This is a genomic window from Solwaraspora sp. WMMD791 (genome assembly GCF_029581195.1).
In the GTDB taxonomy this organism is placed as follows: domain Bacteria; phylum Actinomycetota; class Actinomycetes; order Mycobacteriales; family Micromonosporaceae; genus Micromonospora_E.
The window spans coordinates 3,372,886-3,385,389 of record NZ_CP120737.1; the positions used below are offsets into that span (position 1 = coordinate 3,372,886).

14 protein-coding genes are annotated in these 12,504 nt (G+C 68.8%); 8 read left to right on the top strand and 6 right to left on the bottom strand.

From position 1 onward, the window contains the following. The gene (locus tag O7623_RS14800) at positions 1-906 is read right to left on the bottom strand and encodes an SDR family NAD(P)-dependent oxidoreductase (protein ID WP_282229204.1); all 906 of its coding nucleotides are present in this window, start codon (positions 904-906) and stop codon (positions 1-3) included. 62 nt (positions 907-968) lie between these two features. On the opposite strand from O7623_RS14800, the gene O7623_RS14805 reads away from it, so the two are divergent. After that, entirely contained in the window at positions 969-1,598 is a 630-nt protein-coding gene (locus O7623_RS14805; RefSeq protein WP_282229205.1) for a winged helix-turn-helix transcriptional regulator, read from the top strand. Here the strand turns inward: O7623_RS14805 and O7623_RS14810 are convergent. After that, positions 1,573-2,271, bottom strand: coding sequence for a hypothetical protein (locus tag O7623_RS14810; protein WP_282229206.1), 699 nt, complete (start codon positions 2,269-2,271; stop codon positions 1,573-1,575). The two genes, O7623_RS14805 and O7623_RS14810, sit on opposite strands and share 26 nt — an antisense overlap. Positions 2,272-2,639: 368 nt before the next feature. Between O7623_RS14810 and O7623_RS14815 the strand changes: the two genes are divergently transcribed. After that, the gene (locus O7623_RS14815; RefSeq protein WP_282229207.1) at positions 2,640-2,891 is read left to right on the top strand and encodes a hypothetical protein; all 252 of its coding nucleotides are present in this window, start codon (positions 2,640-2,642) and stop codon (positions 2,889-2,891) included. Positions 2,892-2,899: 8 nt separating this feature from the next. Here the strand turns inward: O7623_RS14815 and O7623_RS14820 are convergent, their stop codons facing one another. Beyond that, entirely contained in the window at positions 2,900-3,235 is a 336-nt protein-coding gene (locus tag O7623_RS14820) for a hypothetical protein (RefSeq protein ID WP_282229208.1), read from the bottom strand. Positions 3,236-3,823: 588 nt separating this feature from the next. Between O7623_RS14820 and O7623_RS14825 the strand changes: the two genes are divergently transcribed. Further along, positions 3,824-4,252 (top strand): hypothetical protein, encoded by a 429-nt coding sequence (locus O7623_RS14825; protein WP_282229209.1) that lies wholly within the window; start codon positions 3,824-3,826, stop codon positions 4,250-4,252. Positions 4,253-4,277: 25 nt separating this feature from the next. Further along, the gene (locus O7623_RS14830) at positions 4,278-4,709 is read left to right on the top strand and encodes a hypothetical protein (RefSeq protein ID WP_282229210.1); all 432 of its coding nucleotides are present in this window, start codon (positions 4,278-4,280) and stop codon (positions 4,707-4,709) included. Between the two features lie 46 nt (positions 4,710-4,755). On the opposite strand, the gene O7623_RS14835 is transcribed toward O7623_RS14830, so the two are convergent. The 3 genes from O7623_RS14835 to O7623_RS14845 all read right to left on the bottom strand — a co-directional run bounded on the left by O7623_RS14835 (position 4,756) and on the right by O7623_RS14845 (position 7,950). Continuing rightward, positions 4,756-5,655, bottom strand: coding sequence for a carbohydrate ABC transporter permease (locus tag O7623_RS14835; RefSeq protein WP_282229211.1), 900 nt, complete (start codon positions 5,653-5,655; stop codon positions 4,756-4,758). Then, entirely contained in the window at positions 5,652-6,605 is a 954-nt protein-coding gene (locus tag O7623_RS14840; protein WP_282229418.1) for a sugar ABC transporter permease, read from the bottom strand. Before O7623_RS14840 ends, O7623_RS14835 begins: the two co-directional genes overlap by 4 nt. 79 nt (positions 6,606-6,684) lie before the next feature. Further along, positions 6,685-7,950 carry an extracellular solute-binding protein gene (locus O7623_RS14845; protein ID WP_282229212.1) on the bottom strand — a complete coding sequence of 422 codons (1,266 nt, stop codon included), beginning with the start codon at positions 7,948-7,950 and terminating at the stop codon, positions 6,685-6,687. A 291-nt stretch (positions 7,951-8,241) separates the two neighbouring features. Between O7623_RS14845 and O7623_RS14850 the strand changes: the two genes are divergently transcribed. The 4 genes from O7623_RS14850 (at position 8,242) to O7623_RS14865 (ending at position 12,466) form a co-directional block, all read left to right on the top strand. Beyond that, on the top strand, positions 8,242-8,889 hold the full coding sequence (locus tag O7623_RS14850) for a LysE family transporter (protein WP_282229213.1): 648 nt from the start codon (positions 8,242-8,244) through the stop codon (positions 8,887-8,889). Between the two features lie 125 nt (positions 8,890-9,014). After that, positions 9,015-9,347 (top strand): hypothetical protein, encoded by a 333-nt coding sequence (locus O7623_RS14855; protein WP_282229214.1) that lies wholly within the window; start codon positions 9,015-9,017, stop codon positions 9,345-9,347. A 283-nt stretch (positions 9,348-9,630) separates the two neighbouring features. Further along, positions 9,631-10,272, top strand: coding sequence for a hypothetical protein (locus O7623_RS14860; RefSeq protein WP_282229215.1), 642 nt, complete (start codon positions 9,631-9,633; stop codon positions 10,270-10,272). Positions 10,273-10,585: 313 nt separating this feature from the next. Continuing rightward, positions 10,586-12,466, top strand: a complete 1,881-nt coding sequence (locus O7623_RS14865; protein ID WP_282229216.1) for a S8 family serine peptidase — start codon at positions 10,586-10,588, stop codon at positions 12,464-12,466. Positions 12,467-12,504 lie beyond the last annotated feature (38 nt).

Here is a 12,504-nt window from a genome sequence, read left to right on the forward strand (position 1 = left end):
CTAGCCGTTACCGGTCCGGGTGGCGGTGGCGCAGGTCGCCTGGCTGAGCGCGGTGACGGCCCGGATGACCGCAGGGTCGGTGGCGCGGGCGTCCGGCCGCACCGGCGTGCCTTTCGGGCCGAGCACCGTACCGGATGGCAGGCCGCCGGAGGCGGCGGTACCGGATGACAGGCCGCCGGAGGCGGCGGCGATCGAGCTGCGGGCGGCGTCGCCGGGCCTGGTCCGGAACAAGTTGAGGTAGATCAGCGGGAAGGCCAGTCGGGCCGGCATCGGGAACAGGTCCGGACGCATGGAGCGGCCCATCTCGGTGGCGCTGGCTCCCGGGTCGGCGGCGAGCACGGTGACGCCGGTGCCGGCGAGTCGGTCGGCCAGACCCATCGTGTACGCGAGGTTGGCGAGCTTCGCCCGCCCGTACGCGGAGAAGCCGTAGTAGCGCCCGGCCACCTCGACCCGGTCCAGGGGGGTGCGGTCGGCGAGCCGGATCGCGCCCGAGGTCAGGTTGACGATCCGCCCCCGGCCGGCGGCGACCATGTCGTCGACCAGCAGCTCGGTGAGCAGGTAGCCGGAGAGGTGACTCATGGCGAAGGTCGCCTCGATGCCGTCTGCGGTGACCCAGCGCTGGCGGTAGACGCCACCGACGTTGTTGACGAGCAGGTCGAGCGGACCGACGGCGCGGATCTCGTCGGCGAGGGCGCGCACGGCGCCCATTGACGACAGGTCGGCCCCGATGAAGCGGGCAGTGGCGGGGCCGGCGGCGCTCACCTGGTCGCGGGCGGCGTCGCCACGGCGCCGGTCTCGCCCCACGATCGTGACGGCGTAGCCGTGGACGGCCAGGGCGTGGGCGGTGGCCAGGCCGATCCCGCCGGTGCCGCCGGTGACCAGGGCCCGCTTCGTTGACTCAGTCATGACTTAAAAAATAGTACTAGCTACTACTCTCTAACAAGAGTGCCGCTGGATACAGTGGCGACGTGCAGGTCGAGCAGGGCGTACTGCTGGCCGCCGTGGGTAGGCTGCGGGGCCGTTGGACGCTGCACGTCGTGCACACGCTGCTCGACGGCCCGGCCGGCTTCAACGACCTGCGCCGGGCGGTCCCGGCGGTCGGGCCGAGCACCCTGGCCCGCCGGCTCGGCGAGCTGGAGGCGGCCGGCATCGTCAGCCGTACGGTGATCGACACCAACCCACCGGGCACCCGGTACGCGCTGACGCCGACCGGTGCCGGGTTGCGCCCCGTCCTCGCCGAGATGGCTGCCTGGGCCGGGGACACCAGCGACCCGGACGCCCGCCACCACCAGCTCGACGACCTGCTGGCACTGATGCAGGAGCGCTGGATGCTGGAACTGCACTGCGCGCTGCTGGTCGGCCCGCGTCGCTTCACCGACCTGGCCCGCGACACCGGCGTCAACCAGGTCACCCTCACCCAGCGCCTCACCGACCTGGAACGACGCGGGCTCATCCAGCGACTCGCCGACGGCGGCTACGCCTTCACCGCCATCGGCGAAGGCTTTCACCGGGTCGGCGAAGCCCTCGCCCGCTGGGCGGCGGCCACCTCGGGCACCGCCGCCGACCGGCCGGTCAGGGCGCCAGGCCCCGGAAGTTGACCATCAGCTGAGTGGGACCCTGCCGGGACCAGTAGAAGACGTACGGCCGATCCGGCAGCAGCGGGGCGTCCTGGATGCCGAGGGCGACCCCGGCGGTCGGATCGATACCGAGCGCGTCGGTGCCAGCCTGCGGCGACCAGACCCACTGCTGCTGCGGTGTGAACCAGTTGCACTCGATCACGCCGCCCTCCAGGTCGACGGTGAACACGTACGGCCGCTGCCGCACCAGCGGGGTGTCCGCGACGGCGACCGCACCACCCCGCCGCCGGTAGACACCGCTGCCCGGACCGCCCTGCGCCGTCCACGTGTACTCACTGCCGGTCCAGCTCAACGCGTACATGATGCTGAGGTTGCCGACGAAGGCGAACGGTGCCAGGCCGTGGTTGGTCCAGGTCCAGGCTCTGCCGTTTTCGGCGCCCCGCCACAGATTGCCCCGCCGGTCCAGCAGGAACACCTGCGGACGGTCCGGGCTGGTGGCGGTGACGCGCAGGTTGGCTACCCCGACGACGTCGCTGCCATCGATATACTCGAACGTCCCGTCGCGCGGGGTGCCGTAGTTGAGCCAGTCGCCGGTGCCGGATCCCCAGTAGTGCAGCCACAGGTTGCCGTCCGACCCGACCACGAAGGTCTGCGGCACCTGCGGCCCGTTGAGGGACTGCGCAACGGCGAGCACGCCGACGCCGGTAGCGACCCGGACACCGTCGAACGGGACACCTAGGTCCTACCAGGACCATCCGGCACCGGTCCACCGGTTCGCCCACAGGTGGCCGTCGGCGGTACTGACGAAGGCGTACGGCTGCTTAGCTGCGCTCGGCCCACGCGCGACGGTGACCGCCCCGACGGTCCCGGTGATCGCACTGCCCGACGGCGCGCCACCGACAATCAGCCGATGCCGTTGACACCCGGCACGATGAGCCGAATCACGGTCGATACACAGACGACTGTCAGGACAGGACACCCAGGTAGCCGGTCGGATCGGCTGAAAGTCCGCTACGTCCCACCGGAAGGAGCACCAACAGGCCGACACGACTCTGGCACAGTGTGGCGACGACGATCGTCGAATCCCCGAATCAGCGCTTGCCGACGGAAGGACGACCCATGCCAGAACGCACCGGCCGGATCGACCTTTCCGACGAGGAGCCGACTCCCCGGGCGGACATTGTCGTCGATCATTCACCGCGACGGCGGACGGCAGGTCGGCCCGGCGTGCAGCTGAACCTTGCCGACTTCGAGCGGCCCAGCAGCGACGCCGATGTCAGGTTGCGCCGGCATCGGGTCGACCGGGACGACTGACCGGCGGGTCAGATGATGTACACCCGCTCGTGCTCGCCGTTGGGGTGGCGTACCAGGATGCTGCCCTCGCCACGGTCGAGCAGATCCTCGACCACCTGGTAGATCTGCAGGGCGCGGTTGATCACGTCGGTCTTCGACAGACCGGTCGCCACGCTGATCTTGTCGAGCGCATCGGCCGACCGTGGGGTCAGGTTGACCGTCACCCGGACGAGCCCGCCGGCCCCACCTGGCGCGGCAGGCGGTGGCGGCTCGGGTGCCGCTGGAGAGCCGTGCGGAGGATCGGTGTGCGGTGAGCTGGTGCCGGGTTCCTTGACCGCCGCAGGGCGACTCTTACCAGAGCTCATGACAGTTCTCACCTCCGTCGGCGGCGGGTACGCCCGACCGCTGCGCCTTTCGACGCGCGGCCACGGGTCACCGCCACACTGATTGCCTTGTCGACCATACGTCCATGAACGCACAAAGCCACGGCTCACCGGCATCTCGACCTTGGTTGGTCAGATGGGCCGGCTTCCGCGGATGAGTCAGGTCTGGTACGACCTCGGCGTCTGCGTACTATCACCACGATGCATGTAGCAATGCTGCCTCCCAAACCGGTAGTCGTCAAGTTGCACGCAGGTACCTCCCTATCCGCCGACCAGCGGAGCAGCCATCCCCTGAAGGTATGATACATGCCTGGCGAGCAGCTAAATGCACCCAAGCATCCCCGGCCAAAACCGACATTACGGCAACCAGGACCGACGGCCACGTCACACCGGATCTCGGACGACCCCTGCCCAGTAGCGTGCATGATTGCCTGTCGATGACCATCGGAAGCTACTCGCTTAATGCTTACATCACTCACATGCTGCTAACGTGAGAGCAGGTCGGCTGGATCGCCGACCTGGAGGTGGCCGCGCAGACACCTTCACCCCGCCGATCAGCGAGGTGGCACGATGGCAGCACGAGCCAGGGTGACCCGGTCGATCGACCTGCAGAGTGAGCCCGCACCAAAGGATCCGTACATCGGCCGCACGCCCACCACCGTGGACATCAAACTCGGCGTCCGGGACATCGTGCGACTGTCACTGGGTCTGCGGACGGCGGACCGCCTCCAGGGTTCGCTCGCCTTCGGTGTCATCGCCAGTCTCGCCCTCGCCGCCAGCGCCATCTTCGCCACGATCAGCATCGCCGCCGATGGCGGCTACGTCGCCACCATGCTGACGGCGGCCGCAGCGTTCCTGATCATGCTGGCGGCCGGCATGACCTTCAACTGGCACACCGTCGAACGCATCCGGCGCAGCGTCACCGAGACCGCCGCCACCAGCGGCAGGACCGACAGCCGGCGGAGTCGGCGAGCCCGCAGGACCCGGCGGAAGAAGTAGCACCACGCTGCTAACGTCGCCGTTCGTGGAGACACCGCAGAAGTCGTACCGCCCCGCACCGGACGCGCTGATGCTGGTCGGGACGGTCACCGCGCTGCTCGGCTTCCTGCTCCCCTGGTTCAAGACGACCGACCGTCACCAATGGTGGTACTCGGGCTGGAGCTACCTGACGGTCAGCAGCGGGGGCGGCTGGGTCTGGTGGGTCGTGGTCTTCCTGGCCGTCGCGATCCTCGCCAGTCTCTGGGCCCGGCGCAGCGTCGAGCTCGCTCTGCTCAGCGCCGGCGCCGCCGTCGCCGGCCTGTTCATGGCCGCTGCCGTCGTCGCGGTGACCCTCGGCGGCCTGCCGGAGCGCAGCAACATCAACTGGGTCGGGGAACTGCCGTTCGGGATCGGCCTGCCGTTGATGGCGGTCGGGTTCGGCGCCACCGCTGCCGGGGCGCTGGCCGCCCGCCGCTGACCTGGGCCGCCACCCGCCGCTGACCTGGCAGCAGCCCGGGAACTGGTCAGCCCTTGAACGCCCCTTCCATGATTCCCTGCACCAGGCGCCGGCCGACGAAGACGAACAACACCAGCACCGGCAACGTGGCCAGGAACGAGCCGGACATGGCCAGGCCCAGGTCAATGTCCCGGTTGTTCTGCAGTGCCTTGATGGCGATCTGGACGGTGTACCGTTCCGGGGACTTCAGCACGATGAACGGCCACAGGAAGTCGTTCCAGGCGTTGACGAAGCCGAACAGGCCCAGGATCATCGCCGCCGGGCGGACCACCGGGAACGCGATGCGCCAGAAGATCTGCCAGGTCGTCGCCCCGTCCACCCGGGCGGCGTTCATCAGCTCGTCGTCGACCACGTTGCCGATGTGCTGCCGCATCCAGAAGATGCCGAACGCGCTCACCAGCCCAGGGACGATCAACGCCTGAAGGGTGTCCACCCAGTTGAAGCGGGACATGATCAGGTACTGCGGCACGACTGCGAGCTGGGTCGGCACCGTCATCGTCAGCACCACGATGAGGAACAAGGTGTTGCGGCCCCGGAAGGACAGCTTGGCGAAGGCGAAGCCGGCCAGCGCGCAGAGGAACGCCTGACCCACGCCGATCGAGGTGGCCACGACCAGGCTGTTCATCAGCGCCTGCACGAACGGCACGATCTCGAAGACCAGGCTGGCCAGGTGGAAGAAGTTGCCGCCGGGCAGCACGCGCGGCGGCAGGTTGTACGCGGTGGCCGAGTCGGTGGTGGCCACCACGAACATCCAGTAGAGCGGGAACACGCTGAAGAACACCATGCCGCCGAGCGCCACGTACACGGCCGGGTGGATCCGGTTGGCGCTGCGTCGGCGATGCGGCGCGCGCCCGCCGGAGGACGATGCGGGGTCGACGCCCGCGTCGGTCGAGGGTGCGGGGTTCATGCGCTCTCCGAGCGGATGCGGGTGACCAGGAGGTAGTTGATCGCGGAGATGATCACGACCATCACGAAGAGCGCGACGCCGATGGCCGCGCCGTAGCCGAAGTGGAACCGGCCGAAGGCCTGCTCGTAGAGGAACAGGGTGAGGGTCTGGCACTGCCGCGCCGCGCCGCAGGTGAGTCCACCCACCGGGTTGGCCAGCAGCGGCTCGGTGAAGATCTGCAGCCCGCCGATCGTCGAGGTAATGACGGTGAAAACGATGATCGGTCGCAGCGAGGGCACGGTGATGTGCCGGAACTGCTTCCAGCCGTTGGCGCCGTCGACGGCGGCGGCCTCGTACAGGTCCCGGGGAACCGCCTGCAGTGAGGCGAGGTACAGCAGGGTGTTGTAGCCGGTCCACCGCCAGGCGACCATCACCGCGATCATGAAGTGGCTGCCCCACAGCGACGCGGTGAAGTCGACGTGCTCGAATCCCAGCAGCCCGAGGAGCCAGTTGAGCATGCCGTAGTCGCGGTCGAACAGCTGGGCGAAGACGATGGTCGTCGCGGCCACAGAGGTGACGTAGGGGACCAGCATCGACATCCGGAACAGGGTGGCCGCCCGCAGCCGTACGTGGTTGAGCACGTGCGCCATGCCGAGCGCGATCAGCAGCTGCGGAACCGTCGACAGCAGCCAGATGCTGAACGTGTTGCGCAGTGCACCCCAGAACCGGGGGTCGTCGACGAGGTCGGAGAAGTTCTTCAGCCCCACGTAGCTGCGTTCGCCGATCGGATTCCAGTCGAACAGGGCGATGTAGAACGTGAACAGCAGCGGGAAGAGCCCGAAAATGAAGAAGAGCAGAAAGAAGGGCGCGACGTACGCGTACGGCGCCAGTCGTTCCCGTACGCCCTGCTGGATCTGCCGGGACCGGCCCGGCCGGCTGGCGGTCCGGCGGGCCGTGGCCGGGCTGAGCATGGTGGTCACAGCGCTCACCTTCCGTGACACGCGGCGGCCGGCCGGATGCTCCGGCGGCCGCCGCACGTGGGTCGTCTGCTCAGCCGCGGAGGGCGTTCCTGACGTTGGTGAGCGCGGTTTCCCACGCGTCGTCGGGTGCGACCTGGCCCTGCTCCACGCTGGTGAGCGTGTTGAGCAGTTCGGTGCCGATGGTGGCGTCGTCGGGGCCGATGTAGAACGGCTCGATGTTCACCACGGACTCGGTGTAGATCTGGCCGATCGGCGCGTCGGAGAAGAACGGGTCGGTCTTCGCGAGCAACTGCGGGTCGGTGTAGACCGACGGCGTGGTCGGCAGCGCCCCGTGCTCCAGGAAATGCGCGAGCTGGCCCTCGGGTGACTGCATCGTGGCGATGTAGTCCCAGGCCGCAGCCGGGTTCTGCGCCCGCGCGGGGATGGCGAGGTAGCTGCCGCCCCAGTTCCCGGAACCGCCCGGAATGGTGGCGACGTCCCATTTTCCGGCGCTGTCCGGGGCGTTGGTCTTGATCGCGTTGAGCATCCAGGACGGTGCCGACATCACCGCGAAGTCGCCCTTGCTCATGCCGGCGGTCCAGCCGGGCGTCCAGGAGGCGATCCGACCGGAGATGCCCGCCTCGTACATCTGCAGCGTCAGATCGAACGCCGCCTTGACCTGCGGATTCTTGTCGTAGGACAGCTCGCGGTTGGCGTCGTAGTAGCGTTCCGAGCCCTGGTTGACCGCTTGGAAGAAGATGCTCGTCGGGGTGTTGTCCAGGAACGGCTTGCCAGTTGCCGCGACGTACTGCTTGCCGACCTCCAGGAACGCGTCCCAGGTCGGCCACAGTTCGGAGACCTCGTCCCGGTCGGTGGGCAGGCCGGCGGCGGCGAACAGGTCGGTTCGGTACGCGATCGCCATGCCGCCGACGTCGGTCGGTATTCCGATAACCTTGCCGTCCTCGGTGGTCGACTGTGAGATGACCCAGTCGAGGTAGTCGCCGGTCATCTGGTCGGCGCCGAGCGTGGTCAGGTCCACGAAGTTCTCCGGGGCCTGCATGAACTTCGGCATGTTGTCGCCCTGGATCAGCACCAGGTCGGGCACCTTGCCACCGGCCAGTGCGGCGGTGAGCGCCTGGGCTGTTTCGCTGGTGTCGCCCACTTCGGTGAGCTTGACGTCGATGTCCGGTCGGTCCCTGGTGTACGCATCGACGGATGCCTGCTGGTTGATCCCGGTGAACGACCAGAACTCGAATGTGTTCGGGTCCGACGATCCGGAGCCGCCGCCCGACCCCGGGGTACAGCCGGCGGTCAGGATCATGGCCGCCGCCGCAGCGACGGCGGTGGCAGTGGTCATGACGCGCTTCAAGCGGTCCTCCATACGGTGGTCGTCAACTGCGGCGGCTTGAGCGATTGTCGTGATCACCCCTACCCGCGAGACATTGACGAACGTTAACATCCCCAGACTGGCAGTGACGGTAGTCAATACATTCGAGCCCGTCAACGCGTCGGCCCACATTCTGGTCGGCTACCCGTGAGCGGCGTCGGCGCGTCACCCGGCGATCCCCGTACGATGCGCTGGCCCCGGACCGGACGAGGGCGCCATAACTGGTTGCCGCCTGATCCGGCGGGTCGGCATAGTCCTGCCGTGATCGAGGCGCTGACATCCGGACTGTTCGCCGGCTACGGCATCGCGATCCCGGTCGGCGCGGTCGGGGTCCTGATCGTCACCCTTGCCGCGCAGGTGTCGCTGCGCCACGGTGCTGCGGCCGGGCTCGGCACCGCCACCGCCGACGGGCTGTACGCCGTCGCCGCCGTGGTCAGTGGTGCGGCGATCGCCCGGCTGCTCCAACCGGCAATCGACACTCTGCAAGCAGTCGCCGCTGTGGTGCTCGGCGCGATCGCCGTACGCGGGATCGTCGCAGCGGCGCGGACCCACCGCACGGCGGCCGACGCGACGCGGCCGATGCCGACCGCGTCGATCGCCCGGACGTACGTCGCCTTCGTCGGGCTGACGCTGCTGAACCCGATGACCATCGTCTACTTCGCTGCCCTGGTGGTCGGCTACCAGGGCGACCCGGCGACGTCCACCGACAGCCGGATGCTCGTCGGGGCGGCGTTCGTTGGGGCGGCGTTCGTCGCCTCGGCCAGCTGGCAACTGCTGCTGGCCTCCGGCGGCGCGATCCTCGGCCGCGTGCTGGCGAGTCCACGCGGCCGGCTGATCACCGCACTGGCCGGCAACGGCATCATCGGGCTGCTCGCCGTCCGCCTCGCCTGGCAGGCCAGCCTCGGCTGAACCGCCACCGCCACTCGACCGGCACCAGCCATGCACGTCACAGAGTGCCGGGTGGGGCCACCCACTCGCTACGAGGTCCGCCGACCTCGGCGATCAGGTCGAAGTCGCGGTCGTAGTGGAGCAGAGTGGCACCGTACTCGACAGCCGCTGCGGCTGCGATCAAATCGACCGGACAACGCTTCGCCACCGCATCCGCCGAAGCGGCTCGCCACCAGGGCCGCGCCCGCCGTGCCGCCCTCAGCCACGCCGCCCTCGCCACCGCCGACCTCGACCGCGCAGACGTCGAAGCCGCCGCCACCCGAGCCGCTCACGTCGTCGAGCTGGCCGCCTCCGTCAACTCTTCCCGCACGCTGGAGACCGTCAAAGACCTCCAACATCGCCTGAAGCCGTACGGCACACTCCCCGAGGTACGCCACTTCACCACCCGCGCCACCGAACTCCTCGGCCTCGCCGCCTGACCAATAACGCATGAAGCCGCCCTCAGCGGAAGACTGACACTGGCGACAACGTGGCGCGGGCTCCACGCTGACCGCCGGGACCAGCGCTTCGAGGGGCGTTGCTGCAGGCGGTCGGGCATCGAGGCACGCTCGGGTCTGGTTCATCGTCACGGCGGGGCTCCTCACCGACGTACCCGATGATCCGGCATTCGGGCCAGGAAGTGAATCCTGCTCCGCTGCGATCGGGTGTCAGATTCGCGCGCGAGGCACCGCCGGGCCCACCGCGTTGTGCTGTACTGCCCGGATGAGGCACCGGGCAGTGTGGATCATCGGGCTGGTCGCTGCCGTGCTCGTTGCGGCCGCAGGCATCGGTGGCTGGCGGTGGTGGTACCTGCGGTCGCCGTACGGGCCGGAGGTGTTGAACGCGACCGCGACCCTGCGCCTGGTCGATCAGGCCACCGCGGACGCCGCCTTCGGCGGCCAACAACTGGAAATCTCCGCCGACGGTGACCAGGTCTTCCTCGGCCAGGTCGTGTGGACGCCGCCACTACAGGCGAAGCCCGGCGCGATGCTCATCATCGCGGTGATCGACAAACGGACCCGCACCCTGCCGGGGTTCATCTCCGCCACGTCGAATCGACCGGACGAGGTCGGGACAGGCTCCGACGGCGTTCTCAACGCTGTCGAAGAGCGCTATCCCTGGCTGCAGGGCGTCGGCGACCGCGAGAGCAACGGCGGCTTCTACACCTCCGGCAACGTCGTTACCGTCACCGCGGTCGACGCCACCCCGGTCACGTACTCCTTCGTCCTGCACCCAGCGCGCCCGGACAACCCGCCGGAGTTCGCGGTCGCGTCCGCTCCCGCCGCCGTCGACGATCTCATGGTCGCCCTGGTCAGCATCGGCCCCGACCGGCAGATCTACTGGGCCGCACGCCTACTCAACTGACCCGGCACCGAAGGTGCAGCAAATAGGGCCATCCGGGAAATAACACGATTTGGCCCACGCTCCCGGTCGGCTATTTGACAGGGTGAGGGCAATCACGCGCGGATCGTGTTTTTACGATTCCTTGAACAGCTCCTGGCCACACCCGTTCCTTAACAGAGTTTATTCATGTTGCAGAAGATCGAGGTATTGGCCGGCGTCTGCGCCCGTGATCCAATTGCAGGCGACGGGGGTCGAGCGCTCCGTCCGGCCGCAGCGCCCGGTCACCCCGGCGACTGACCGCCCGGACACACGCCGTCACGTTCGCTGGCAGTCCATGCGTCACCGTGCCCAGGAGGGCAGCATCTCCATGTCCGCACAGCGCCGATACCGCATTTCTGCGGTAGCAGCAGCCGCAATTACCGCCACTTTCGTCGTACTCGGATCCACTCCCGCTTCCGCCCAGCAGTCGACCGCACTCGCGCCGCTGCTGCCTGCCGAAACAGGCACGCCGAATGGCGGCTACATCGTCGTACTCAAGGACCAGCCGGTCGTCGGCGGCGCCGCCAACGAGCCCGCTGCCGTCGCCGAGCGCGCCGGCGGTCGGGAGATCCACCGGTACGCGCGGGTGCTGCGCGGCTTCTCCGCGAAGCTGGACGCCCGTGCCCTCGACACCGTACGGGCCAACCCGAACGTGGCCTTCATCCAGGCCGACTCGCGGGTGCAGGCCATCGAGCCCGCGCCCACCGGCGGCGGTGCCACCACGCAGCCCAACCCGCCGTCGTGGGGCCTGGACCGGGTGGACCAGCGGAACCTGCCGCTCGACCAGTCGTTCAGCTACGACACCGACGGCACCGGGACCACGGTCTACGTGCTGGACAGCGGGATCCGGACGACCCACACCGACTTCGGCACCCGGGCGCAGTTCGCCTACGACGCGGTCAACGACGGCAACAGCCCGGGTGACTGCCACGGCCACGGCACGCACGTCTCCGGCACCATCGGCGGTACGACGTACGGCGTCGCCAAGGACGTCCAGATCCGCGACGTACGGGTGTTGGACTGCCTCAACTTCGGCAGCCAGGCGGACCTCATCGAGGGCCTGGACTGGGTGGCGGCGAACGCCGGGCCCCGGTCGGTGGCGAACATGAGCCTGCAGAACTACGGCACCCTGGTGAACACGGCCGTCGAGAACATGATCGACGCCGGGGTGTTCGCGGTCTTCGCCGCCGGCAACAACAACGGTGACGCCTGCGGCAACAACCCCCGGTCGCCGCGCGGCATCGTGGTGGGCGCGACCACGAGCTCCGACGCCCGGTGGTCCAGCTCCAACTTCGGCTCCTGCATCGACGTCTTCGCCCCCGGCGCGAGCATCACCTCGGCCGGCAACTCCGGCGACACTGCGGTCGCCGCCGGCTGGTCCGGCACGTCGATGGCCGCGCCGCACGTCGCCGGCTGGGTGGCCCGCTACCTGGAGACCAACCCGACCGCGACGCTGGCGCAGGCCAAGACGGCCCTGCTGGGTGCCGCGACCACGAACGTGCTGACCGGCATCGGCACCGGGTCGGCCAACCGGCTGCTGTACGCCGACCCGGGTGGCACGGTCACCGACACCACCGCGCCGTCGACTCCCGGCACCCCGGTCGCCTCGGGCGTCACCTCGACCTCGGCCAGCCTGAGCTGGACGGCGTCGACCGACAACGTCGCGGTGACCGGCTACGACATCCAGCGGTCCACCGGTGGCGGCAGCTTCACGCTGGTCGGCACCTCGACGACGAACTCGTACGCCGCGACCGGGTTGACCGCCGGCACGTCGTACCAGTTCCGGGTGCGGGCCAGGGACGCCGCCGGTAACACGTCGGCGTACTCGTCGGCGGTCACCGTGAACACGCCGACGTCGTCGGGCTCCTGCAACGTCGAGTACGTCGTCTACCCCGGCGGTTCGACGTTCACCACCAACATCGTCATCACCAACACCGGCAGCAGCACGATCAACGGCTGGACGCTGGCGTTCACGCTGCCGTCCGGGCAGTCGTTCAGCAACGGGTGGTCCGCCACGTACGGCACCAGCGGCCAGAACGTCACCGCGGCCTCGCTGTCGTGGAACGCGACGCTCGTGCCGACCGGTACGGCGACCATCGGGTTCAACGGCACCGGCTCCGGCACCCCCGAGCCGACCGCCTTCACCCTGAACGGGGCCGCCTGCACCGTCTCCTGACGACAGTGCCCTGAGGTCCATCATCGAGGTGACGCCTA

Excerpts from the sequence above, each read along its gene's own strand:
- O7623_RS14825 (WP_282229209.1), top strand. The coding sequence starts at position 3,824 with ATGGCAGCACGAGCCAGGGTGACCCGGTCGATCGACCTGCAGAGTGAG.
- O7623_RS14865 (WP_282229216.1), top strand. The coding sequence starts at position 10,586 with ATGCGTCACCGTGCCCAGGAGGGCAGCATCTCCATGTCCGCACAGCGC.
- O7623_RS14835 (WP_282229211.1), bottom strand. The coding sequence starts at position 5,655 with ATGAACCCCGCACCCTCGACCGACGCGGGCGTCGACCCCGCATCGTCC.
- O7623_RS14840 (WP_282229418.1), bottom strand. The coding sequence starts at position 6,605 with ATGCTCAGCCCGGCCACGGCCCGCCGGACCGCCAGCCGGCCGGGCCGG.
- O7623_RS14820 (WP_282229208.1), bottom strand. The coding sequence starts at position 3,235 with ATGAGCTCTGGTAAGAGTCGCCCTGCGGCGGTCAAGGAACCCGGCACC.
- O7623_RS14860 (WP_282229215.1), top strand. The coding sequence starts at position 9,631 with ATGAGGCACCGGGCAGTGTGGATCATCGGGCTGGTCGCTGCCGTGCTC.
- O7623_RS14845 (WP_282229212.1), bottom strand. The coding sequence starts at position 7,950 with ATGACCACTGCCACCGCCGTCGCTGCGGCGGCGGCCATGATCCTGACC.
- O7623_RS14800 (WP_282229204.1), bottom strand. The coding sequence starts at position 906 with ATGACTGAGTCAACGAAGCGGGCCCTGGTCACCGGCGGCACCGGCGGG.